At 40.3% G+C, this 25,700-nt stretch carries 23 protein-coding genes and 1 other annotated feature; all 23 genes read right to left on the reverse strand.

Annotation, left to right across the window (positions count from 1 at the left end; translation table 11 throughout):
* Positions 1-194: 194 nt before the first annotated feature.
* The 23 genes from gnd to HUK45_RS07040 all read right to left on the reverse strand — a co-directional run bounded on the left by gnd (position 195) and on the right by HUK45_RS07040 (position 25,639).
* Positions 195-1,100 (reverse strand): phosphogluconate dehydrogenase (NAD(+)-dependent, decarboxylating), encoded by a 906-nt coding sequence (gnd, locus tag HUK45_RS06930; RefSeq protein ID WP_191911715.1) that lies wholly within the window; start codon positions 1,098-1,100, stop codon positions 195-197.
* Positions 1,101-1,254: 154 nt separating this feature from the next.
* Entirely contained in the window at positions 1,255-1,695 is a 441-nt protein-coding gene (gene yajC, locus HUK45_RS06935) for a preprotein translocase subunit YajC (protein WP_191911759.1), read from the reverse strand.
* Between the two features lie 110 nt (positions 1,696-1,805).
* Positions 1,806-2,834, reverse strand: a complete 1,029-nt coding sequence (locus tag HUK45_RS06940; RefSeq protein ID WP_191911716.1) for a tRNA-guanine transglycosylase — start codon at positions 2,832-2,834, stop codon at positions 1,806-1,808.
* 7 nt (positions 2,835-2,841) lie between these two features.
* Positions 2,842-3,858 carry a Holliday junction branch migration DNA helicase RuvB gene (ruvB, locus tag HUK45_RS06945; protein ID WP_191911717.1) on the reverse strand — a complete coding sequence of 339 codons (1,017 nt, stop codon included), beginning with the start codon at positions 3,856-3,858 and terminating at the stop codon, positions 2,842-2,844.
* 19 nt (positions 3,859-3,877) lie between these two features.
* Positions 3,878-4,480 (reverse strand): Holliday junction branch migration protein RuvA, encoded by a 603-nt coding sequence (gene ruvA / locus HUK45_RS06950; protein WP_191911718.1) that lies wholly within the window; start codon positions 4,478-4,480, stop codon positions 3,878-3,880.
* Positions 4,481-4,497: 17 nt separating this feature from the next.
* Entirely contained in the window at positions 4,498-6,501 is a 2,004-nt protein-coding gene (gene mutL, locus HUK45_RS06955) for a DNA mismatch repair endonuclease MutL (protein ID WP_191911719.1), read from the reverse strand.
* Between the two features lie 10 nt (positions 6,502-6,511).
* Positions 6,512-9,145, reverse strand: coding sequence for a DNA mismatch repair protein MutS (gene mutS / locus HUK45_RS06960; protein ID WP_191911720.1), 2,634 nt, complete (start codon positions 9,143-9,145; stop codon positions 6,512-6,514).
* A 183-nt stretch (positions 9,146-9,328) separates the two neighbouring features.
* Entirely contained in the window at positions 9,329-10,888 is a 1,560-nt protein-coding gene (gene rny, locus HUK45_RS06965) for a ribonuclease Y (protein WP_191911760.1), read from the reverse strand.
* A 203-nt stretch (positions 10,889-11,091) separates the two neighbouring features.
* Complete coding sequence (gene recA / locus HUK45_RS06970) at positions 11,092-12,174, reverse strand: recombinase RecA (protein ID WP_191911721.1); 1,083 nt, start codon at positions 12,172-12,174, stop codon at positions 11,092-11,094.
* Positions 12,175-12,262: 88 nt separating this feature from the next.
* Complete coding sequence (locus tag HUK45_RS06975) at positions 12,263-13,504, reverse strand: competence/damage-inducible protein A (protein ID WP_191911722.1); 1,242 nt, start codon at positions 13,502-13,504, stop codon at positions 12,263-12,265.
* A gap of 195 nt (positions 13,505-13,699) precedes the next feature.
* A complete protein-coding gene (locus HUK45_RS06980; protein WP_191911723.1) occupies positions 13,700-15,058 on the reverse strand; it encodes an MFS transporter in 1,359 nt (452 codons plus the stop codon).
* Positions 15,059-15,236: 178 nt separating this feature from the next.
* Positions 15,237-15,824, reverse strand: coding sequence for a CDP-diacylglycerol--glycerol-3-phosphate 3-phosphatidyltransferase (pgsA, locus tag HUK45_RS06985; RefSeq protein ID WP_191911724.1), 588 nt, complete (start codon positions 15,822-15,824; stop codon positions 15,237-15,239).
* A gap of 21 nt (positions 15,825-15,845) precedes the next feature.
* Positions 15,846-16,907 (reverse strand): helix-turn-helix domain-containing protein, encoded by a 1,062-nt coding sequence (locus HUK45_RS06990; protein ID WP_191911725.1) that lies wholly within the window; start codon positions 16,905-16,907, stop codon positions 15,846-15,848.
* Positions 16,908-16,991: 84 nt separating this feature from the next.
* Complete coding sequence (gene yfmH, locus HUK45_RS06995; protein WP_191911726.1) at positions 16,992-18,290, reverse strand: EF-P 5-aminopentanol modification-associated protein YfmH; 1,299 nt, start codon at positions 18,288-18,290, stop codon at positions 16,992-16,994.
* 6 nt (positions 18,291-18,296) lie between these two features.
* The gene (yfmF, locus tag HUK45_RS07000; RefSeq protein ID WP_191911727.1) at positions 18,297-19,550 is read right to left on the reverse strand and encodes an EF-P 5-aminopentanol modification-associated protein YfmF; all 1,254 of its coding nucleotides are present in this window, start codon (positions 19,548-19,550) and stop codon (positions 18,297-18,299) included.
* A 192-nt stretch (positions 19,551-19,742) separates the two neighbouring features.
* On the reverse strand, positions 19,743-20,585 hold the full coding sequence (locus tag HUK45_RS07005) for an amino acid ABC transporter substrate-binding protein (RefSeq protein ID WP_191911728.1): 843 nt from the start codon (positions 20,583-20,585) through the stop codon (positions 19,743-19,745).
* A gap of 18 nt (positions 20,586-20,603) precedes the next feature.
* On the reverse strand, positions 20,604-21,251 hold the full coding sequence (locus HUK45_RS07010; protein WP_191911729.1) for an amino acid ABC transporter ATP-binding protein: 648 nt from the start codon (positions 21,249-21,251) through the stop codon (positions 20,604-20,606).
* Between the two features lie 13 nt (positions 21,252-21,264).
* Positions 21,265-21,912 carry an amino acid ABC transporter permease gene (locus HUK45_RS07015; protein ID WP_191911730.1) on the reverse strand — a complete coding sequence of 216 codons (648 nt, stop codon included), beginning with the start codon at positions 21,910-21,912 and terminating at the stop codon, positions 21,265-21,267.
* 176 nt (positions 21,913-22,088) lie between these two features.
* Positions 22,089-22,320, reverse strand: a binding site (T-box leader).
* Between the two features lie 47 nt (positions 22,321-22,367).
* Positions 22,368-22,904, reverse strand: a complete 537-nt coding sequence (mreD, locus tag HUK45_RS07020) for a rod shape-determining protein MreD (RefSeq protein ID WP_191911731.1) — start codon at positions 22,902-22,904, stop codon at positions 22,368-22,370.
* A 13-nt stretch (positions 22,905-22,917) separates the two neighbouring features.
* Positions 22,918-23,766 (reverse strand): rod shape-determining protein MreC, encoded by an 849-nt coding sequence (gene mreC / locus HUK45_RS07025; RefSeq protein WP_191911732.1) that lies wholly within the window; start codon positions 23,764-23,766, stop codon positions 22,918-22,920.
* An 87-nt stretch (positions 23,767-23,853) separates the two neighbouring features.
* Positions 23,854-24,858 carry a rod shape-determining protein gene (locus HUK45_RS07030; RefSeq protein WP_148444673.1) on the reverse strand — a complete coding sequence of 335 codons (1,005 nt, stop codon included), beginning with the start codon at positions 24,856-24,858 and terminating at the stop codon, positions 23,854-23,856.
* 143 nt (positions 24,859-25,001) lie between these two features.
* A complete protein-coding gene (locus HUK45_RS07035; RefSeq protein WP_191911733.1) occupies positions 25,002-25,262 on the reverse strand; it encodes a JAB domain-containing protein in 261 nt (86 codons plus the stop codon).
* Complete coding sequence (locus HUK45_RS07040) at positions 25,259-25,639, reverse strand: hypothetical protein (protein ID WP_191911734.1); 381 nt, start codon at positions 25,637-25,639, stop codon at positions 25,259-25,261. The genes HUK45_RS07035 and HUK45_RS07040 overlap by 4 nt, the downstream gene beginning before the upstream one ends.
* Positions 25,640-25,700 lie beyond the last annotated feature (61 nt).

Consider the following 25,700-nt stretch of genomic DNA (forward strand, 5'->3'; position numbering starts at 1 on the left):
GGTTTTGCCAATCAAAAATTTTTCTTTTTAAGAATTGATTGTCTTTTTGTATAAAAAATACCACCCACATTTCTGTGAGTGGTATCGATATCCATCAATACCAGTTGACAGATACCCATTTATCGTTAGGAAATTTATATAAAGGTATATTTTAAACTTTGTACTAGTTTCCTGCTCTTATTATTAATTAAGGTTTACTTAGCCTTGTCCATTGCGTGGCCACCGAAACCATTCCGTAATGCAGAAACAACCTTACCATCAAAGCTGTCATCTTGCATTGAACGGAACCGTTGACTTAATGCTTCGTAGATAACTGGAGTTGGAACTTGCTTGTCCATCGCATCCATCAAAGTCCAGTGAGCTTCACCAGAACTGTGCATCCGACCAGCAATCTTATCAAGGTGAGGATCCTTTTCGAAGGCTTCTTGAGCCAATTCCATCAGCCATGAACGGATAACAGAACCATGATTCCACATCTTAGCAACAGCTGCGTTGTCGTAGTCAAAGTCAGAAGCTTCAAGAACTTCGAAACCTTCACCCATAGCTTCCATCATACCGTATTCGATTGCGTTGTGAACCATCTTAAGGTAGTGACCAGAACCAGCCTTACCAGTGTAAAGGTAACCATCCTTTTCAGCGATACCATCGTAAAGTGGAGCAAGACGTTCGTCAAAGACCTTCTTGTCATCCCCACCGATCATGAAGTTACCATCCTTAAGGGCACCCTTCCAACCACCGGAGGAACCGCAGTCGAAGTAGTGAATACCCTTTTCGGTAAACATACGGTTGTGGCCCATAGAATCTTTCCAGAAAGTATTACCACCATCAATAACAACATCATCAGCATCAAGCAATTCAGCTAACTTTTCCATGGTGCTGTCAGTTGGCTTTCCAGCTGGAACCATTACCCATACAGTACGTGGCTTATCAAGCTTAGAAACCATGTCTTCAAGACTGCTTGACTTAGTTGCACCATAAGATGCAGCTTCATCAACAAGGTCTTGATCCAAATCAAAGGCAACAACATCGTTACCATTGTTCATCATGTTTTGAGCAAGGTGAATACCCATCTTACCTAAACCAATCAATCCAATTTGCATTCTAAATTCCCTCCTGTTTTACAGTCGTGATGAGCGAAAATGCGAACACTCAACAATAATAATGACAATCGCTTATTGTCATTATGAAATTGCAAACTAAAAGGCTTGCAATAACATTCTTTAAAAGTTTCCCACGTTTCGCTATACGTGTCAATTACTTTTCGTCATTATTATCATCTGATGCTGAAGCTTCAGATTTAGCTGAATCAGAAGCAGCTAGTTCTTCCTTAGTATCAGAACTAGTTTCTTCCTTTTCGGCAGCTTCCTCGGCTGGCTTATCTTCAGCCTTAGTTTCTGCAGTATCCGCTGGTTTAACAACCCGCGCAATTGCTACCATATCAAAAGTTAAGTAAATTCCTTCACAGTCCAAAGTAACTGTCCGGTCTTCACGGTTAATTGAATCAAATTTCCCGTGCATCCGACCAATTGTGACAACTTCATCACCCTTGTGCAACTGACTCATCATGTCTTGATGTTGCTTCCGTTGCTTTTGTTGTGGGCGAATCATAAAGAAATACATTAAAGCAATCATTAGAATGATTAAAATCATTCCAGAATAACTACTAGCACTGCTTGATGCAGCGCCAAGGTTCATAAATTGTAACCCGTTCACTGAATATCCATCCCTTCAAAATTCTTCAAGTTTAACTGTAACAAAAAACACGGTAAAAAGCTACTCACTACTAGGTAGAATAGTGATCAAAATCAATTAATTTTAGAACTAAGGTTAGCCACAAACTGGTTTAGCCAGAAGAGATTATGTTCCAAGATTAAACTGGTGTATTGTGGCGAATTTATTCTAGCAAGGTAATGGAGATAGGCGCGTGAATAGTGACTGGTACATACAGGACACTGACATTCTGAATCAATAGTTTCCCAGTCATCACTAAAGGACTCCCTAGTAAAATCAAGACGCTTTCCCTTATTCACCAATACATTGCCCATTACTGCTTCGTGAACAGCAACATCAGAGTAAACTACATCAATCCCTGAACGAATTACCGTTATCAATTGTTCAAAATTAGCCGTTGTCTTCGTTACCCGCAGACTTTCAAACGGTAGTAACTTTATTATTGCCGCAAGATTACGCTTAATTTCAGCAAGTGAATCAACCTGGTCAGTTTGCGTAACAAAATAGCCAAACGGTCGCTGTCCCGTTACAGAATCAATGCTCTGGCGATGAAGTTTTTTTAATCCTCCGCCAGTAATTGGGAACAATGTGTCTTGATTAGTTGCATACCAATGTCCCGTTAATTCTACTGCAGCAGCTAAGTCATCAACCGGAGCATAGTAATTTACGTCACGGTATAACTGCTCGGTTATATCTGCTCCCGATTGTTCTTGAAGCTGGATTGCCTTCTTCGGTGATAAGCTAATCAACTGTCCCTGATTGGGCAGTCGAAAATTAACCCCATTAGTCTTATATCCTCGTGGTTTAGCAAGCTTACCAATTTCAGCAGCACCGGAAGTTGTAAAAAATATTCCTTGCCAACCGAGCACCCGGTGTAAATCAGGCAAATCTACAAGATCCTTTTTTCTCAGTTTCTCTGCAAGAATTACCGGATCGTAATATAACGCCCGAGTGTTGGTGGTGCGAACTTGCCCTGGTCTTAAGTATTGAATTACATCTGCTGAATGAACAAGTAGTGGTGTCCTCAATTCTAACCCATTAACCACAAGCTTCCCGGTTCGCAATCCTTCTTTAATCCGATTAATTTCAAAATACTTATTCATAGCAACCTCACTTTGCCGGGTACTCTAAACCTAAATGCTTATAGCCGGCTGCCGTAACCATTCTTCCTCGTGCCGTTCGTGTTAAATAACCAATTTGAAGAAGGTATGGTTCATACATCTCTTCAATTGTTGACTTCTCTTCACCAATGTTAGCTGCGATTGTTTTTAACCCTACTGGACCACCATGATAGTAGTTAATCATTGTTAAAAGGAGCTTACGGTCAATCTCGTCAAGGCCCTGGTCATCAATTTGAAGCAACTTCAATGCCTGGCGAACACTCACTAAATCAATTGATCCCTTTCCAGCAACCTGAGCAAAATCACGAACCCGCTTCAATAAGCGATTAGCAATTCGTGGCGTTCCTCGTGAACGTAAGGCTAATTCATGCGCTCCCTCATCTTCAATCTTGGTTTGAAAAATACCGGCTGAACGAAAAATAATCCTTGTCAACTCATCTTGGTTATAGTAACTCATGTGCTCCACAATGCCGAAACGATCTCGTAACGGGGCAGATAGCATTCCAGCACGAGTTGTTGCACCGATTAAAGTAAAAGGTGGGAGTGGAAAATGAACAGGGTGGGCTGTCGGTCCTTCACCAATTACAATATCAATATAGTAATCTTCCATTGCGGAATACAGCATTTCCTCAACTACTTTCGGCAAGCGATGAATTTCATCAATAAACAAGACATCTCCTGGCTTCAATTCATTCAGCAGGGCTACAAGGTCTCCTGGCTTTTCAATTGCCGGGCCACTCGTTGTTTTGATATTCACTCCCAGTTCATTGGTAATTACCATTGCGAGAGTAGTCTTCCCCAAACCAGGAGGGCCGTATAGAAGAACATGATCTAATGCTTCTTCTCGTTCTTTTGCGGCCTTAATATAGATATTTAATTCATGCTTGATCTTAGTTTGACCAATATAATCAGCTAGGCTTTGGGGACGAAGAGTTAGTTCAAATACCGACTCTGCCTTTCCCGTTGTCTCGCCAGAAACTAGTTCATGTTCATCCTGATCTGCCATCCTCTCTAACCCCCTTCCTCTAGTTTAGTAGTCTTAAAGCATGGCGCAGATATTCCTCTGTAGAGGTTCCTGCTTCCTTTTCCAGTTCTTTTTTAATTCGCTTAACTTCCCGTTCTTTATAACCTAAAGCAGTCAATGCTTCTAGGGCATCCTGTAAAGCCTCATTAACATCTTCACTCTCTGGTAATAGTGGTTTTAACAAGTTTGTTTCACTTGGCGCCAAACGTTCAATCTTATCCTTAAGATCTAAGCAAATCTGTGAAGCGGTTTTCTTACCGATTCCCGGAAACCTCGTCAGGTATTTAACATCATCATTGGCGATTGCATTGATTAACCCTTCATGATCTGGATTGGCTAAAATTGCCAAAGCACTTTTGGGACCAATTCCAGAAACATTGATCAACTGCATAAACAACTGCTTCTCATCCTCATCACTAAAGCCAAATAACGAAATATCATCATCACGAACGGCTTGATAAACATAAACGGTTACTTTTTGTTGCTTGTCAATATGATAACGATAAGGGTTGGCAACTAATAGTCGGTAACCGATACAGTTTACTTCAACCACAATGTAACGCGGTTCGACTACTGTAACTAGCCCGGTTAGGTATTCATACATTCTCTTGTACTCCTCTTTTAAAATTCGTGTTCATCAAAATCTTGAGCAAATGGGATATGCGAATCTTGAATCCGTTTAAACATTTTCTCTAAGTCACGGTCGTTAAAGTGAACCGTTACTGGCCTACCGTGCGGACAATTAAAGGGGTTTTCACATTGTGGCAATCGCTGTAAAAGCGCCTTAGCCTCACGATCATCAAGGTGGTGATTAGCTTTAATCGCCCGTTTACAACTCATCATAATTGCGGTCCGCTGACGAAAATCATGAACTGAAATTTTCCCATCATTAATCAGCCATTCAATCATTTCCTTAGCAGTTGCTTCTTCCTGCCCTTCTGTAAACCAAGTTGGGTGAGAACGTAAAATAAAACTATTCGGACCAAAAGATTCTAAGTGAAGGCCGACTGCCTCAAGGGTATCCAAGTGTTGAGTAATCGTCATCGTATCAACCGTTGAATAATTTAAGACTAATGGTACTAAAAAGGTTTGCTGATCATCGCTTACTTGGCCAATCTCTTTACGAAACTTTTCGTAATTAATTCGTTCCTGAGCTGCATGCTGATCAACAATATACAATCCATCCCCCGCCTGTGCTAAGAGAAAAGTTCCCTGCAACTGACCAATATACTGTAAATCAGGAAACCGTTTTTGTGATTGATCACTTTTATCTCGCACATCTAGTTCAATGCTTTCCGCCCGGGTAGATTTCTGGGGAGCCTGCTCATCCGGGCTGCCAAACGGGTAAACAATCCCCTCGTCATGATAACGGTGGTCAAACTTTTGCATCCGCGAGCTTGCCAGTTCGTCTTTCTTATGGATAACAACTGGTTCATGGACAATGCTATCGGCTGCATCAACATCCGCTGGCCCCCCATTTGTAATTACACTTGCAGAAGACGAAACGGTTGAAGAATGAGCAAAACTAGTCGATGGGGTTTCATACTGTTTAGCAGCCTCATTCAGTTGTCGTTCCAAATCATCCACATCGGGTTCGGCAGGAATGAATTGTTTAGCGTCTACATCAGGGATTAAGTTTTCTGTTGATATCCGTTGACGAATAACCTTGGCAATTAACCCTGCCAGTTGCGGCTCTTTGCTCAACCGGACCTCACGTTTGGCTGGATGCACATTGACATCAACCAATACGGGATCGAGCTGAATATTAAGGACGGCAATCGGATAACGGCCGACCATCAATTTTGATTCGTAGCCATTAATAATTGCTTTCGTTAATTCAAAATTGCGAATATAGCGATGGTTAATCGTAATCGTAATGTATTGCCGTGATGCTCGCGTAAGTTCAGGTAAGGAAACTAAGCCACTAATCTTAAAGTCATTATCCTCTCCCGCAAAGGGAAGCATCTTCTTGCCAACCTGAATCCCGTAAATTGCGGCAACAACCTGTTGTAAATTATCGTTTCCTGCTGTTCGGAATAGCTCCTTATTATTATGCGTCAGGCTAAACGCTACTTGTGGATTAGCCAGAGCCAAGCGATTCACAATATCAGTAATTCGTGCCAATTCAGTTTGGGGTGATTTCAAATATTTTAACCGTGCTGGCGTATTAAAGAAAAGCTCACGAACTACCACATCGGTTCCTTGACGTGCTGGTCCTGGCTTTAAGTCAACTAATTCACCACCATGAATATGGATTAAGGAACCGGTCGTACTACCTGGTGTCGCTGTTGTTAAAGTAACATCAGCTACCGAGGCGATACTTGGCAATGCTTCGCCCCGGAATCCCATTGTCCGGACCTTAAAAAGATCGCGACGAGTTGTAATTTTGCTGGTAGCATGACGCTTAAATGCAATTTCAACATCATCATCTGCAATTCCAGAACCATCATCAATCACTCTGATACTATCCAGACCAGAATTTTCCACGATAATGTCAATTCGCTTACTATTGGCATCTAACGAATTTTCGACCAACTCCTTAACAATGGATGCCGGCCGTTCAATTACTTCCCCAGCGGCAATTTGATCCGCTAATACATTAGTTAATTCATGGATCTTTCCCATTTATGCCACCTTACTTTAACTTTTGCTGCCATTGGTAAATTTGGTTCATAACGTCCATCGGTGTCATCCCCATCAAGTTGAGGTTCTTTAACTGCTTAATAATTTTTGCAGCTGCCGGATCCTTTGCTTTTGGCGCAGGAGATCCAAATAATTCCAGTTGTCCATTTGGATCAACCAGTGGCGGTTGAGGAACATCATGAGTAGTTCTTTCTTTAACTTTACTTGTCTCGGGTTGCTGCTTAGTGGAGACAGGAATCGTTGGCAGCTTCACATCCTTTTTTTCTAAAGAGCTAAGAATGTGATCAGCACGCTTAAGGAGATCTGCAGGCATACCAGCCAATTTAGCAACGTGAATCCCGTACGACTTATCTGCTGGTCCGGCACTCACCTTATGCAAGAAAACTAATTCACCATTTTTTTCGGTTGCACCAACATGAACATTCTTTAACCTCGACAAAGTCGTTTCAAGAGCAGTTAGCTCATGATAGTGAGTCGAAAAGAGCGTTTTAGCCCGTAAATGTTCGTGAATGTATTCAATAATCGCCTGAGCTAGTGCCATCCCATCATAGGTAGCAGTTCCCCGACCAATTTCATCAAATAAGATTAAACTGCGATCAGTGGCGTGCATTAAAGCATTATTAGCCTCCATCATTTCAACCATAAAGGTACTTTCACCAGAAATTAAGTCATCCGCTGCCCCAATTCGAGTAAAGATTTGGTCAAAAATCGGTAATTCTGCCCGTTCTGCCGGAACAAAGCATCCCATTTGGGCCATCACCGCTGTCAATGCTAATTGCCGCATATAGGTACTCTTACCAGACATGTTTGGTCCAGTAATCAAAAGAATATCCGTTGATTCATCCATCATAACATCATTAGGAACGTATTCCTGATGCCCCATAAACTTTTCAACAACGGGGTGCCGACCATCCTTGATTTTCAATACGTGTCCCGTGTTCATTTGCGGACGAACAAAATGATAATCCTCACTGACAACCGCGAAGCTTTGGAGAACATCTAATTCCGACAATGCTTGAGCCAAACTTTGTAACCGTTTAATCTGTCCCTTCACTTTCTCCCGAATTTTAACAAAGACATCATATTCAAGTGCGGTTGATTTTTCTTGGGCCCCCAAGATTAATGCTTCTTTTTCCTTTAATTCAGGCGTTGAGAACCGTTCAGCGTTTACCAGTGTTTGCTTCCGTTCATAGCGATCACGAGGAATTTTACTAAGGTTAACCTTTGTTACTTCGATATAGTAACCAAAAACATGGTTATAGCCGATCTTGAGGTTATTAATTCCCGTTACTTCACGTTCGTGCTTTTGTAGATCTGCAATCCATTGCTTACCGTTATTCATCGCGTCACGGTACTCATCAAGCTGCTTATCATAACCATCCTTAATTACCCCGCCGTCAGTCACGCTAATTGGTGGATCTTCAACAATTGATTTTTCAATCAAGGATGCCACATCGCTTAACGGATCAAGCTGCTTTTCTAAGTCCACAAATGCCGGTGCATCAAGTGTCTCTAAGGTGTACTTAATTTTTGGTACCTGGAGCAATGAAGTCTTTAACTGAATCAAGTCCCGGCCATTAACACTCCCGTATGCCACTCGGCCAGCAAGACGCTCTAAGTCATAAACCTTAATCAATTCTTGCTGAATATTATTCCGCTCAAAATAGTGTTCAAGGAGCTCTTGAACCTTATCCTGACGAGCACCAATTTGTTTTGGATCAATTAATGGTCGATCTAGCCACCGTTTTAATAGTCGGCTTCCCATTGCCGTTTTTGTTTCGTCAAGTAACCAGGCTAACGTTCCCTGTCGTTTACCGCTCCGCATATTGGTCATTAATTCAAGATTAGTTTTTGAATAGTGATCAATCTTCATAAAAGAACTGGGCCGGTAGGAAATTGCTTTTTGCAAATGCGCTAGTGAACGTTTTTGCGTTGTTAGCAGGTATGAAACCAGAAGTGAAACAACAGCTTGCTGCCCCTCGTCAGTTAAATCTTGAGTTAAGTAACTCACTTCTGCTTCATTCACAATTTCAGGCTGGTGTGATTGTAAAATATTTCTTTTAGTCAACTGCTGCTTAAAATCATCTTCAACTGAATCATCAAGGACAACTTCCCGACTCTGCAGGTTAATTAACTCGTTAATCGTCTCGTCCTCACTTGCAAAATCAGTTGTTTTTAACTCCCCAGTTGATAAATCAGTATAAGCCAGATAATAATGACCATTTTGACGAATGATTCCTGCCAAGTAGTTATTATTTTTAGCTTGATCACCATTCAAGTCCATTTGAGTTCCTGGAGTAATTAACCGGGTAACTGCCCGCTTAACCATCCCCTTTGCCTTCTTGGGATCCTCCATTTGCTCACAAATTGCAACCTTATATCCTTTATCAATTAATACATCAATGTAGCTATTTACGGCTCGATGAGGAACACCACACATTGGAATTGGGTTCTTAGCACTATGATTTCTTGTTGTTAGCGTCAACTCAAGCAATTGAGCACCCTTAATGGCATCGTCGTTAAAGAGCTCGTAAAAGTCCCCTAACCGGTAAAATAAAAATGCATCTGGGTATTGATCCTTGACCTGTTGGTACTGTTCCATCATTGGCGTTGTTTTCTTTGCCACCTAATTTCACCCCATAAATTTTCTCTCTATATAACTTAAAACGTTTTTTACCGTATCTTTACTTTATTTATTATATTTTTTGCGTAATTCAAGTGCAAGAAAGAGGATGGCAAAATAAAGAAAGAGGCCAGGAAGTAACCTAGTCTCTTCACCATATTAAAGCATTTTCCCCTAACATGTCATTTACTTTGCATAGTCGATCGCACGAGTCTCACGAATAACAGTTACCTTGATATGTCCAGGGTATTCAAGCTCCTGTTCAATCTCCTGTTTAATATCATGAGACAAAGCAATTGCTTGAAGATCCGAAATTTTCTTCGGTTTGACTATTACCCGCAGTTCACGACCTGCCTGAATTGCGTAACTATGATCGACACCATTATGGTCATTTGCAATACTTTCTAGTTTCTTTAAGCGTTGAATATATTGTTCAAGCGATTCACTTCGCGCACCAGGACGTGCACCAGAAATAGCATCAGCAGCCTGAACAAGCGCAGCAATCACCGATTTTGCCGGAACATCACCATGGTGTGAAGCAATCGTGTTAATTACTACTTTATTTTCCTTATACTTAGTAGTTAATTCAACACCTAGCTCAACATGCGAACCATCAACTTCGTGGTCAATTGCCTTTCCGATATCATGAAGAAGACCTGCCCGCTTAGCAAGCGTCACATCTTCTCCCAACTCTGCTGCCATTATTCCAGCAAGCTTAGCAACTTCAACCGAATGATCAAGAACGTTTTGACCATAACTTGTCCGGTACTTCATTCGTCCAATTGTCTTAATCAAGTCCGGGTGCATTGAATGAATTCCGAGATCAAAAAGAGCTTGTTCTCCAGTTTCTCGAAGGTTAGCATCCATTTCTTGGCGCGCTTTATCAACAGCTTCTTCAATTCTTGCCGGATGAATCCGGCCATCCTGAATCAACTTTTCCAAAGCAATCTTAGCAATCTCACGCCGAACCGGATCAAATCCGCTTAACACAACAGCTTCAGGAGTATCATCAATAATCAAATCAATTCCTGTCAGAGTTTCTAGGGTCCGAATATTTCGTCCTTCTCGACCAATAATTCTCCCCTTCATGTCATCGTTTGGTAAGTTAACAACAGAAACTGTTGCTTCAGAAACAACCTCCGCTGCACTTCGTTGAATTGCTTCAACAATCAACTTCTTTGCCGTCTTATCAGCAACTAATTCAGCGTTTTGCTCACTATCACGAATCATAATTGCCCGCTCAGTCTTTAGTTCTTCCTTAACCTGATCTAAGACCTGTGCTTTTGCTTCATCGTGAGACAGTTGAGCAACTTTTTCCAATTCTTGTTGTCGCTGTTCAATTAATGAATCTGCCTTTTCTTGAGATACTTTTAACTGGTTAGTTTGTTGTTCAAGTTGGTGTTCCCGTTTACCAACAGCACCTTCTCGCTTTTCAAGAGTATCATCTTTACGATCTAATGAGGTTTCCCGTTGTAAGAGACGATCTTCTTGCTTTTGAACCTCATTCCGTCGTTGTTTCAGTTCTTGTTCAACACTTTCTCGGTAACGATGACTTTCTTCCTTGGCTTCTAAAATAGCCTCTTTTTTCGCCGTCGCTGCATCTTGTTTTGCAGTGGAAAGAATTTGCTCTGCACTTTGATTAGCAGCTTTAAGTTGCTTTTCAACAGAAACTTTATGAATTGCATATCCAATAATAATACCGATAACCATAGCAAGCGCGGCGAAAACTAAGCCGAAAGCTTCCATCATTTCACCTCCGCTTTCACTATTTTTATTATTGGTTCAATTAATTAGTTTAATTTAACCGTATGATAAATTAAATACCACACAAATTAAATTTTAAGCTTGCCGTTAATTGGTGTCAACCATTCTTTCAATAATTAAAGAAGGCCGGGAAAAACAAAATGCTTTCCCCGGTCTTTATCTATTACCAGTAGTTATTAAAATTGTTACTTTTTGCTTGCTTCTTCAATTGTTTCTTGCTTAGCCTCGGAACTAGTACTTTGCTTCTCATTCTGGGCCTTATTTGCGGTATCCTTTAATGGTTCCATTCCATTGGCTTCACGAACCTTATTCATCAGCTCAGTCATACTATCAGGATGTTCAGCCAGCCACTTCTTGGCATTTTCACGTCCTTGACCGATCCGTTCATCGCCATATGAGTACCACGCACCAGACTTCTTAACGAGGTCTTGCTCGACAGCCATGTCAAGAAGCTCACCGGTCTTGGAAATTCCTTCACCATACATAATGTCAACTTCAGCACGCTTAAATGGTGGAGCAACCTTATTCTTAACGATTTTAATTTTAGTCCGGTTACCAATAACATTAGTCCCGTTTTTAATCTGCTCAGACCGCCGAATTTCCATTCGAATTGTTGAGTAGAACTTTAATGCTCGCCCACCAGTAGTAGTTTCTGGGTTACCGAACATCACACCAACTTTCTCACGAATTTGGTTGATAAAAATGGCAATCGTCTTTGTCTTATTAATTTCCCCAGAAAGCTTCCGCAATGCTTGTGACATTAACCGTGCCTGAAGACCAACGTGGGCGTCCCCCATCTCACCTTCAATTTCGGCACGCGGAACAAGCGCAGCCACTGAGTCAACAACTACCAAGTCAACTGCTCCACTAGAAATTAATGCATCCGCAATTTCTAGCCCTTCTTCACCAGTATCTGGTTGGGAAAGAAGTAAGTCATCGACATTTACACCTAATGCCTCTGCATATTGAGGATCAAGGGCGTTTTCAGCGTCAATATAGGCAGCGGTCCCGCCTTGACGCTGTACTTCAGCAACCGCTTGTAAAGCAACTGTCGTCTTACCTGAACTTTCAGGACCATAGATTTCAACAATTCGCCCCCGAGGGTAACCACCCACACCAAGGGCCTTGTCAATTGCTAATGAACCACTTGAAACTGTAGCAATCTTCATATCAGCTGCGTCTCCCATCCGCATGATGGAACCCTTACCGAAATTCTTTTCAATTTTACGAATTGCGACATCAAGTGCTGCTTTTCGTTGATCAGCCAAAATAATTCCTCCTTTGAAACGGAATATCCGTTAATAATCATAACAGTTTTGGACAAAAAAACAAGAATTTTAGCAAACAATCGTTCGATTATTTTTTTAATTCTTGTAAAAGCATCTGTAAACCATATTGGACGCTCAATAGCCGAATTTCTTGTCGTCCCAAATATCCGGCCAATCGCAACTGCTTAGAGATAGTAGGTTGCCCTTTACGCGCCAGTCCAATCCACACCGTTCCAGCTGGTTGTCCTTCTAATTCATCAGGTCCGGCTACCCCTGTAAAGCCGATCCCAAAGTCAGCATCGAGTTTCTTTCGTGAATAATCTGCCATTGCCTGAGCAGTCGCACTACTTACAACCCCGTTTTGTTTAATGAGTGAAGCTGGAATACCAAGTAAGTTAATTTTTGCTTCAGCAGCATAGGTAACAAAGCCACCATTAAAGATCGCTGAAGCTCCGGGAACAGAACAAACCGTACTTTGAAAGAGTCCACCAGTTAAGCTTTCAGCTCCCGTAATTGTTAACCCTTGTTGCTTAAGGAGACCAACAACTTCATTAGCTAAATTAAAGTCGTTCCCCATTCCCAGATAGTATTGTTGCTCTTTTTTCAGAATTGCCTTAGTTACTTGGTCAAAGATTGCCTTAATATCCGCTTGTACATTTGCAATTATCGTCAACCGCAACTCAATATTAGTTGGTTTGACGTAGGAGGTAATAGCAACATTAGGATAGTCATCCATTATCGGCTTTAACTCGCTCATTAAGGTTGATTCGGGACGACCAAGGAAATGGAGTGCTCGTGTTTGGATTGTTTTTTGAATACTAAATTCTTTGATAATTCGCGGAAGCACCTCCTGCTCCACCATTGTCTGAAATTCAGCAGGTGGTCCGGGAAGAATTACCACTCGGTGCTTTTTCGCTTTCAACCAACTTCCTAAGGCGAGTCCCCGTGAATTTGGAATCAGCTCACCAATATATTGTGCCTGTCGCTTATTTTCAGGCTGAACCGGAATTTGCCGCTGTGCAAAGATCCTCAAAAGGTGGTGCCAGGTTTGATCATCGGTCTTTACCAGTGCTCCAACACCACGGGCAACCGCTGACAAAGTAACATCATCTGCTGTTGGTCCTAAACCGCCACAAACAAAAGTAATCTCTGCGCGATCTTGTGCATTCCGCACACAGTCAATAATGACGATCGGATCATCTCCGACTGTCACTTGTGATGCTACCGTAATGCCTAACGAATTGAGCTTTTTTGCTAAAAATGCCGAATTAGTATTCGCAATTTCACCACGCTGAAGTTCATCACCAACCGAAATAATTTCTGCATTCATGTTTTTTGCCTCCAACTATCAATAACGTAAAATTACTTTAATTTTATTTTTTATGGAAAATAATTTTGATTGCCCTAGATAAATGATATAACTAATTTCTAAGAGATATAAGTCTTAAGCAAAAAAGCTCTAGTATCCAGATAAACTGGAACTAGAGTTTTTCAGTTACGAATGTTATTAAAAACAGCTTAGTGCTTATTCCTTAATATTTTCCTCTTTAGCAAGCTTAGCCACACGGTTTTCGTTAAACATAATATAGATTAACAACAAGAGGGCAAGCGTTGCGGCTGAATAGAGGACAATGTTACTTGCTAACCAACCATACTTGGATACTAAGACCCCGATTAAGGCAGTTGCTAAGGTTTCACCAAAAATGTACTGGAAGAAGCCCATGAATCCTGTTGATGATCCAACAGCAAACTTCGGAACAGCTTCATTAACCATTAAACCAACCAATGTTAATGGTGCATAAATTAAGGTTCCCATAATGAAAAGGACAGTAACAATTAAGGCATGACTTGTACTAAAGAAGTAAGTAGTCAGGCAAATGAAAAGTAAGATAACGCAAGCGATACAAACAATTGCCCGCCGATCTTTCAAGAAGTCAGAAATGGCACCCATGATAATAACACCAGGAACAGCTGCTAATTCAAAGATCCCAACTAACCACTTAGCAAATGATGGACTAAAGCCCTTAGATTGAACAAGGAAACTAGGAATCCAACTCATAACCCCGTAACGAACCAGGTAAAGAGACATTGAAGTTAACGTGATCGCCCAAACTACCTTGTTAGTTAAAATGTACTTTACAAAGATTTGTGGCAAGGTTAAATTTGTCAATTCTGATGAAGAAGCCTTACCGTTTTCAAGGACCACTTCATCACCAGTATATTGAGAAATGCTTGGCAAACCTACAGTTGTTGGCCGATCAGCACCACAAATCAATACGAAGGCAGCAATAATCAGTGAAACAACTGATGCCGTGTAGAACACAGCTGGGATTGAGCCAGAAAACATGAAAGTTGCTAATTGGACAACGGCAACACAGACAAAGGCACCAGCGTTGTGGGCAGAGGACCAAATGGAGTAAATGGCTCCACGGTGCTTCTTCCCCCACCAAAGTTGAACAATCCGTTGACATGCAGCGGCACCCATCCCTTGAGCAACTGACATTACAAGCATTAAGAACATCATTACATAGAGGTTCTTTGTAGCCCCTAACCCGAAGTTCAAAATTGCTGAAATAATCAATCCAGTTGCCAGGTAGTGGTTTGGATTACTCTTATCACTGAGTGCTCCCATGAATAGCTTAGAAATACCATAACCAATACCAAAACATGAAAGAACCATCCCGATATCAGCTGTGGTAAATCCATATTGCTTCATAATGTCGTTCTGTTCGGTTGTAAAAATAAGACGAATAACATAATAGCCAATGTAACCAATACAGATTGACAATAAAACACCAACTTGACGCCACTTATAAACGGTTGAAATTTTATCCTTCGGAACCTTAGTTTTAGCATCAGGAGCTGGTTTTAAAAATGAAAGCATAACTACATCTCCTTAATATGAAATCCCTTTCAAGAAAAAGGTACAGACCGATTTTAACATATTTCAAAATATAAATGAACATTTTTTTCAAAAATATCAATAACTGGTTTTATCAAAACAAAAACGACTTCACTCAAAGCTAAGCAAAGTCGCCGTTTCGGATATATAAAGCTAATAGTTATTTAAAGCCGTCTGAAAAGACATCTCGTCCCTGAATAAAGTAGTCAACCCCAGAATAAATGGTAAAGAATAGGCAAATATATAGCATAATTTGACCAAATGGAATTCCCCAAATTGCAAAAATCACGTTATTAAGAAGTAAAAAGATAATTGCAATAAACTGAGTAGTTGTTTTAATTTTCCCTGGCATTTTAGCGGCCAGAACAACACCGTCTTGCTCTACTAATAAGAGGCGCAACCCGGTAACTGATAATTCTCGCCAGATAATAATTGATGTTACCCAGGCAGGAACAATCTGATTACCAGTCAAAACAATAAATGCCGTCATTACCAGTAATTTATCTGCTAGCGGATCAGTAAACTTCCCAAAATTAGTTACCAAGTGATGTTTCCGTGCAATTCGACCGTCTAAATTATCAGTCAATGTTGCTGCGATAAACAAAATTGCAGCAATGAATTGTGAAACAGGAATCGTTGCTCCCCAGAAGCTGACTGCTCCCCACGATTGTAATGGCAGAACCATTAATAGCAAGAAAAAGGGAATAATGATTAACCGCACAACGGTTAGTTTATTAGGTAAATTCAAATTGCTTCCTCCTCATAACCATTAGCGTGATTGCGTTTGGTTAGTTTGTGACTGTTGTGTTTGCGTCCGGTTCTGACCTTGATTTGTAGTAGTCCTGGGCGCATTAGTTGTCGTTTGATTGGTTTGGTTTGTTCTCGTCGTCTGCGTAGTAGTCTGCTGACCGCTAGTGGTTCGACTAGAAGAACCGCTGCTTGACACGGATGAACTTGATGAGTTACCAAAGTGAATCGTTACTGTTCGAGTATTATTGTAGCGACCATTATCCGTAAAGTTAATCTTCTTGTTACCAAGTCTTAAGGCAGTAGCTGAAGCATTACCAACCGTAATAACAACGGTATTAGTAGTTCGCTTAATAGTTACATCAGCCGTTGAATTAGCGTCCATTGTCCGACTTAAAGCACTAGTGCCATCGGTAGTAACACTGTTCCATGCCCGACCACTTGTCTTGATTTGTAACTTAGCATCCTTCTTTAATGAAGCGGCATTGTAAGTAACGCTATTATTATTCCGGCTAGCTTCTGTTAATTTAATAGCTGTACTCTTCTTCGTCTTAGTGGAGCTCTTCTTTACAGAACTGCTACTCTTCTTTCGGCTTTCACCTGAAACCGAAACGGAGCTATTATCAATCTTGGTTGAAGAATCCTGGTGGCCACGAACAATCGCAGTTACCCAAATTGCAGCTAAAACAATCACGATTACACACGCAATAATAATAGTTGGCATGTATTGGCGAACTTTACTAACTCCTTGACTAACGGTTTTCCGCCGATTTGCCCGTGTTTCAACTGCCTGACTAATATGATCGGAATATTCCTCTGTCTTCGCCTTAGGTAATTGTTCGTTAAACTCTTTTAATAACTCATTGCCATCAAGGCCCACCGTATCTGCATACTGCTTAATAAATGCCCGAACGTAAAAGTCGCCTGGCAACTCATCAAATTTTTCGTCCTCAATTGCAATTAAGTATCGTTTCTGAATCTTCGTTAACTGTTGTAAATCATCTAACGTATAGCCCTTAGCTTGTCGAGCATCGCGTAGCTTCTTTCCAATTTGGATTTGTTGTTCATTATCGTTTTCACTCATTGTGATATCTCCATCTCTGAATTTTAATCCTACCTGCTAATTATAGCATGGCATCCCGCTATTAATTATTAAGAAAGTCTTGAATTAACGGTGCTGGGGAATGATTTGGAATACAGAAATTCCCTGTGAAACAATGAAGCGCTTGGCAACATCATAAAGGTCATTCAAATCAATTGATCGTAATTCCCTAATCTCATCCATCAGGTTAGCACCATCAAAGAAACTTCCTCCATAATGGTTTGCAACAGCCTCTGGTGAATCCAATAAGCCAGTTAAACGGCCAATCTCCGCATTCTTGATTTCATTAAAGCGTGTTCTCGCGGCATCAATTTGCTGATCCGCACTTTCTAAAATAGCAATCACTTCGTCCGCAAATCGTTCCATTTGATCGGTGTCAGAACTGAAATATGCAAAGTAAAAATCCCGTTGCATTTCTAAATTATAAGCAAATGAATCGTCAAGAACCTCATTGTTGTATAACCGTAAATAATTGTCCGAAGTATCATCAAAAAGAACATCAAGTAACAAATCAATTGCTAATTTATAATGTAATCGTTCTCGACCACTTTCAGGCATCTCAATTCCGCGCAACCCAACAATGACTTTTGGTCTAGCCACATCCATCGTTAGGGACCGAAACGGAATAACATCGTGAGCAGATGGATCATTAAGGTTAAATACCCGCTCTGGTGTTATTGCAGGTAAGAATTGCCGACGACTTTGATTATCAGTTACCCACTCAACAGCCTCATCTGGATCCAACTTTCCTGCCAATACTAGGTTCATATTACTTGGTTGATAGAAGGTCCGATAAGTTTCCATTAAGTACTCGGGAGTAATTTTACTAATACTATCAACAGTTCCTGCAATATCAATGTGCATGGGATCATTAGGATAAAGGTTACCTAAGATTCCAAGATATAACCGCCAGGAAGCGTCATCCTCATACATTTTTATCTCTTGACCAATAATTCCCTGTTCTTTCTTTACCGTTTGTTCTGTAAAGTACGGTTCCTGGACAAAATCGAGCAGGACATTCAGACTTTCCCGAACATGATCGGTAGTGGAAAAGAGGTAACTAGTTTGAGTGAAGCTCGTAAAGGCGTTTGAATCAGCGCCAAGTTTCCCAAATAAGTCAAAGGCATCATGATCAGCCTTTTCAAACATTTTATGTTCTAAGAAATGCGCGATCCCGTCTGGAACCTGAATTGCGTCTTTTTTGCCGTACGGAACAAAATGATTATCAATTGAGCCAAAATTAGTAGTAAAAATTGCATAAGTTTTATGATAACCACTCATTGGAATCATCTGCAAAGATAAGCCGGTTGCTAGCTGTTGCCGGTAAACCGGTTGGTTGAATTCGTCATAAACTTCTTTATTCATATAGTTTTATTTTTCACCACTCAATAAATAACTTGCCTGTAGCTTGATCATTGATGCAACTTTCATCACATCATTCTTTGTCACCCGGTTGATTTGATTTGCAAAGTCTGTTTGTTCCCCTAATGAAAGTAATTGGTTAACCAAGTGATGTTCTAAAATGTTATTTGCAAGATCGAAACCAGCATAATGCTGATTAACTAATGCATCCTGAACTTCACGCATTAAGTCTCCAGTAAAGTTTCCGGTTTGGAGTTCGGTTACCTGTTCCTGGATCATTGTTAAAGCGGTCTGGTAATCAGTTGACTGGATCCCGGTCTGCACGTTAACTAATCCAGAGAATGGTGCCAGGCGACTTGAAGCGTAATATGCTAATCCTGCCTTTTCACGAACATTAGTAAATAGTTTTGAATAAGGTGTCCCACCAAAGAGACCATTGAAAACGAGAGCAGCTGGATACAGCGGATCACGGTAATAAATCGGCAGGTGATAACCAAGGTCTAGTTTAGCCTGACTAACATGTTGCTGCTCTTCTTGACTAACTATATCTTCATGAACTTGTTGAAAGTAGAATGGTTGGTCGGGAAGTTGTGGATTTCGGTCAGCAAATGGTAATTGATAAATTGCTGAATACACGTTTTCAGGATCAACATTTCCCAAAACAAAAATATCAATTTTATCCTGATTAATCATCTTTTCATATGTTTGAACAAGACTTGCTGGCGTACAGTAATCAAGATCCATAATTTTACCAAAGCTTGGCGTCCTCATCACAGAATCAGGAGAATAATAAAGCTTTAATAATTGCTGATTAGCATAAAATTGTTTGTCATCATATAGCGCCTTAATTGAACTAGCAAGGTTATTTACCTGCAGACGAAATGTTGGGCTATCAAATTCACCATCATCAATTAATGGGTGGAATAGTACCTGATTAATTAACTCAGTTACCTGTGCAAATAAATTATTCTGTGCCAACTGATTATTAATAAAACTTGATCGCAGTCGAACGGTATGCAACTGGCCTACCCGACCAACACCAAGCGAAACAAATGCTCCATACAATTTTGCCATCTGACGTGCAAGCGCTGTTTGTGTCGGATAAAGATGAGTACTTGTTTCTAATAGGTTAGCAAGGAGGTTCCTTGCTGTGGCATTCGTAGTTGTCTGTGGTGTCGCAAAGTCAATCAAGATATGGGTCATCTTAAACTGCTTTGTCAGAATAACATGCAAATCGACACCCTTAGCAAGACGATAATCCACTGATATATCTCCCTTCCCCAATGCAATTAAAATTATAGATCGAACTAAATCATACTGAATAATAATACTTTATCAGGCTCTAAATTACAAACTTTGCCGATAATTTAATTTTAAAAAAGATGTGGTCCCTAGCATTTAATCGTTAAATACCAAAGACCACTTTTATGGTTTAAATATGTCACAGATAATTTTTTAATCCGCACCAAGGTAGTTACTATTAGTGCCAAACCACTTCTGGTTAATTTTTCTTAACTCACCATTCTTCTGTAACTTACCCAGTCCAGCATTAATTTTGTGGCGCAGAGTCTTGTCACCCTTCCGCATTCCCACGGCATAATACTCAACAGGAAGTTCTTTACTAGAATAGGTCCTGTATGACGCACTATTTTTTTGGTGTTTAATATAATAATCGGCATATACCTGATCCATCAAAATTCCCTGAATCCGGTTTGCATTTAAGTCAATAAATGCGTCCGGGAAAGTATCATAGAGGACTGGTTTCTGGTTTTTAATTAAGTCCTTAAGAACCTTAGGCCGCTCGTCCAATGCGGTAAGTCCAGTTGAACCATTCTGAACCCCTAATGATTTTCCCTTCATATCAGCAAAGTTTAAAATATTAGACGCCTTTTTGGTAACAAGAATCTGTTCGTTCTTCAAATATGGCCGACTGAAAGCAACTTTTTTCCGTCGACTAGGGTTAATTGAATACCCATTCCAGAGCAAATCAATTGTCCCATTTTTCAATTCCGTTTCCTTCATTGACCAATCAATTGGTTGAAAATCAGCCTTAATCCCGTACTGCTTAAAAACGGCCCGTGCCAAGTCAACATCATACCCAACTAACTTTCCGTTTTTTTGCCGAAAACCCATCGGAACAAAGCTATCATCTAGACCGATAACAACCCGCTTTCTGCGTTCAATTCGGTTCCAGGTATCTTGAGTATCCGCACGTTGGGTAACACTCTCACAACCACTAAGAATAATGACGGGCGTAATTAAAGCTAGAAGCACCAGCCAATATTTAATTTTACGCATCGCAAGCACCTCTCATTCTTAGTCTCGGCTTTGATCAAGCGGATTAACCTTCAGTAAATCGTCAGCAATTTCTTCAGCAAAGTCCAAATCGTGAGTAACTACTAACTGGGTTACTCCACCCTTCTTTAACGAAAGAATAATGTTAGCAACATCTTGACGAAGGTTCGGGTCAAGAGCTGACGTTGGTTCATCATAACAAAGAATTTTAGGCTTCATTGCTAAGGCTCGCGCAATTGCTACCCGTTGCTTTTGTCCACCAGATAATTGCCAAGGATAAAGGTTTCCTTTTGTTGACAACCCTAATTCAGCTAATAACCCCTGAGCTTTTTTTACTGCCTCATCTTTTGATTGTTTAAGTACCATCGTTGGCGCAAGGGTAATATTCTCCATTACTGAAAGGTTCGGGAAAAGGTTAAAATCTTGAAAGACAACCCCAATTACCCGATCTGAAGCACCTGTTCCTTGAGGATCGAATGGTTTGCCATCCATCAAGAATTCACCACTATCAGGAGTATCTAAGCCAGTAATGCAACGCAGCAAAGTCGTTTTCCCAGCACCAGAAGGACCAACAATACAAAGAATCTCATCGTCCTTAACGGTAAGGTTAACATTATCAAGAATTACCCGATCGCCGAAGCTTTTCTTTAAATTTTTAACTTCTAACATTGACTACTCCTCCTTACTTAAAATATGAGTACCTCTTTTCGACTTGCCGTAATACCAACGTACAAATTCCAACAAGAATTAGGTAAATTAAACCAACTAGGAGCAACGGGACAAGAGTAACATCCCGTGAAGTTGCCACATTCCCCGCACGTAAGAGGTCACCAAGACCGATAACATAAACTAAGGAAGAATCTTTTACCAGGTTAATGACTTCATTTCCAATTGATGGGATAACGATTTTAACAACTTGGGGAATAATAATCTTCCGGACGGTTTGCCAGTAATTTAACCGTAACACTTTGGCAGCTTCATACTGACCAACGCTAACAGATTGAAAACCACCACGGAATATTTCCGCAAAGTAAGCAGCGTAATTAAGAATAAATGCAACTAAAGCCGCATCGTATCGTTGAAAAACAACCCCAATAATTGGCAGCCCATAAAAGACAAAAATTAATTGCAGAAGTAACGGTGTTCCCCGCATTAGCCAAACATAAATTTCTAAAACCCATTTAAGTGGCTTAACCTTTGATGTTAGCCCCAAACTTACAATGATTCCTAAGGGGATTGAAATAATTAGTGTCCAAAAAAAGATTTGTAGCGTTAATCCAGCCCCTTGAATAAGTGAAGGCAAGATTTGTGAAACATAATTGAGTGACATTTTAAAACCTCCTTGAATTGCGAAAAACGTTAACCAAAAAAATCCTCTTAAACTAGCATTAGTTTAAGAGGACGAACAAGTCGTGGTCCCACCTCATTTTATAATTACCTCACAGTAATTACCTCGTGAGTCTAATTATTCGGAAAGAGAAAAACGCCCTCATAGTCAAATATGACTATGAGGGCGTTTTACGCGGTTCCACCTCATGTTGTTACTTTCTCACAAAAGCAACCTCAGTAAGTTCATTAATTAAACTCCGCGCTGTAACGGGCTTCCCCGGATCCACCTACTTACTTCAACGGATCAACTTGCAGATGTGATTCAAGAACACTAACCCATTCACATCCCACCACCGTGAACTCTCTAAAGGATAAGTTAATTCTTTACTAGTCTGTTCTTCGTTTTTTGATATTGTCATGTATCCTACACTTGATAATTCACTTTGTCAATCCTTTTTAAGATCTTTTTTCTGTTAAAGCCCAAGTATAAATTGCCTGAATTGGCCAATAAAGGATTACAAAGTAAACCAAATTAAGCGCTAAGGTTGGTGCAAGGGTGTACACAAGGTAGTCACCAATATTCATATGCGTGATCCCTACTAACGAATATGCCCAGTACGTTAACGTTACAAAGGCGACAATATCAATAAAGAATATCATAATAATCGTTAAAAATGACTGGCTAAAATATCTCGAGAGAACTTTAGTAAGTTCAACGATTAACGGAAAAAGGAAAATATCTAATCCTAAAATTCCCGTAAAGTAGACATCAAATATGATCCCCGCAAGTGCAGCAAAAGGAATTAACGGAATTTCAATATCTTCTTCAAAATAATACGAGAGAACCAACCAAAGCAGCACCAACTCACTCATCATTGAATATGGATAGCTAAAAAACAACTTTGCCCAGACGTTACTTAGTGAACCATCTAAGAACAATGATATAAACAATCCTAACGGAAAAATGTATCTTAATCTCGATAATCTATACATTCAACCACCTCGATTAAGCCGGTTCGGCAACGGTCACAATATTAACGTCATTCATATCAGCAGCGGGCTTAATATATACCTTTTGGGCTAATCCGTAGTCGTCTTTCCCTACACGAGTTACGCGACCAACATAAAGGCCCTTCGGTGTTACTCCACCCATACCACTCGTCATTACCTTAGTTCCCTTCTTCAACTTAGCCTTAGAACTAACTTGTCCCATAATTAGCTCATCAGTTGAAGCATCGTAACCGGTAATAATTCCGTTAACGGTTCGGCCATTAGTTCCATCAATCGTTACGGCAAACCGATTGGCAGATTCACCAGTATTGCTTAATAGTTCAACCTTACTATTAGTCTTGTTAACCTCACTAATTCGGCCAATCAAACCACTACCACTCATTACTGGCATATTTTTCTTAATTCCATTAGATTGTCCCTTATTAATTACCAATTGTTTCTGCCATGATGATGGTGTTCTCATCATTACAGAAGCCGTAATTGTATTGTAATCAGTCAAAGACTTATTAAGCTTTAATTCTTGCTTTAGTTCTTTATTTTCCTTTGCTAAGGTCTGATCACGGACCTTTGTTTGTGCTAATTCAGTTACCTGTTGCTTTAATTCCCGGTTTTCAGAATATGTATTCATCAATTGCCCTACAGAACTAAAACCACTCTGAACGGCATTTACCGGAATAGCAACGACTCTATCTACAAAGCCAACGATATCATTACCAAATTGTTGGATCAATGGGGGCGTATTCCGACGATTGCGCATTGAGACAGAACCGGCCATTAAACCGAAACACGCAATTAAAATTAGCACAAGAATAACAAGCCGTCGATTGGAAAAAAACTTGCGCATTTTATTCCTCCAGCATTTCTTTACTAGCTAATAAGAAAGGACTGGACAAAACAAATCGTTTTGCGACCAGCCCCATCCCGTTACTTATTACTTTTTCTTCATTACATCGATACTCTTTAATGATTCACCTGTCCCAGTTGCAACACAGTCAAGCGGATCATTTGCAATAAATACGGGAACCTTAGTAGCATCGGCAATTACGTCAGGTAAGTGCTTTAATAACGCACCACCACCGGTGAGGACGATTCCGTGATCAATCACATCAGCAGCTATTTCTGGAGATGTTTCTTCTAGAGTCCCTTTAATTGCATCAATGATTGAGTCAACAACATCCTGCAAAGCAACGGAAACATCTTTTGCAGAAACTTCCATTGTCTTTGGTAATCCGGTAACAAGATCCCGTCCCCGAACTTCTGTTGAACCCATTTCAGCAGCTGCATCTGTAGAAGCAGAACCAATATCCCATTTAATCTTTTCGGCAGTTCGTTCACCAATCAGCAGGTTCATGTTTTGACGAACATATTGTGCAATTGCATCATTCATTTCATCCCCAGCCATCCGAATTGAACGACTAGAAACAATGCCACCTAATGAAATAGTAGCAACATCGGTAGTTCCACCACCAATATCAACAACCATGCTTCCTGTTGGATCCATAACTGGAAGACCAGCACCAATAGCAGCTGCAAATGGTTCTTCAATAACGTAAGCATCACGTGCTCCTGCAACACGAGTAGCGTCAATCACAGCCCGCTTTTCAACCTCAGTAATTCCGCTTGGAACACATACCATTACGTATGGCTTACCATTAGAGTTACCAAGAGCCTTTTCAATGTAATACTTCATCATGGCAACAGTCGTATCATAATCAGCAATAACCCCATCCTTCATTGGCCGAATAGCTGTAATACTACCTGGGGTTCGACCGATCATATCTCGAGCATCTTTACCTACAGAGATAACTTCATTGGTCTTAGTATTACGAGCAACAACTGATGGTTCGCGTAATACAATTCCTTTGCCTTCAACATACACAATCGTGTTTGCCGTTCCGAGGTCGATGCCAATATTTTTGGTTCCGATTCCTAGCAATCTGCTTCTTCCCTTCATTTTAGTAAATTATTTTTTAATCTAATATTGAGCATATTATACCATAGCAAAAAGCCATATACGAACCTTAATATACACAATAAATCGCCATAAATGGCTTATTCTTTGATAAATTAACGTTTTCTTTAACTTTTTTCTTCCTCGTTTTTGTGAAATGCCTGGTTTTCACGCCAACTATAATAACTACTCCGACCGACAATAAGAAAATCAAGGAACGTTATTCCTAAGATCCGACTGCCTTTTTCTAACCGTTTAATCATCGCAATATCAGCTGAGGACGGTTCAACATTCCCAGAGGGATGGTTATGAACAACTGCAATTCCATTTACAGATTGTAACAATGCCCGGCGGAAAACTCGGTCAGGGTAAACACTGCATTCACTCAACCCGCCGACAAACATTTTTTAATATCAATAATATCATTATGAACATCCGTGCCTACCAAATAGAGACTTTCCTGATTTTCCCCGCTTAACCGATCCATCATCTCAGTACTTAATAATTGGCTAGAATAAGCGTGACCAAGCAATGGTGCCTGACTCCGCACTACCATTATTCCAAGCTCAATTGCTGCAAGAAGGATCTCCATTCGTTCATCTTCTTCAAGCAGTTCGTCTTTTTCAGCGTTCGTCATATTTTTGATTGAAATTGGTGTTGGGTACTGACTAATAAACTGCCGAAATAGCACATTTGCTTCTTCACTACCATCAATTAAAATTCTGCCAACGAGCTGTAAGTATTGGGTTGATTCTGGTGTAAACATAAATAAAAACTCCTTTTTTCCGTTCTATATATCCATAACGAAATAAAAGGAGTTTTGCATT

This window comes from Limosilactobacillus urinaemulieris (assembly GCF_014838745.1).
In the GTDB taxonomy this organism is placed as follows: Bacteria; Bacillota; Bacilli; order Lactobacillales; family Lactobacillaceae; genus Limosilactobacillus; species Limosilactobacillus urinaemulieris.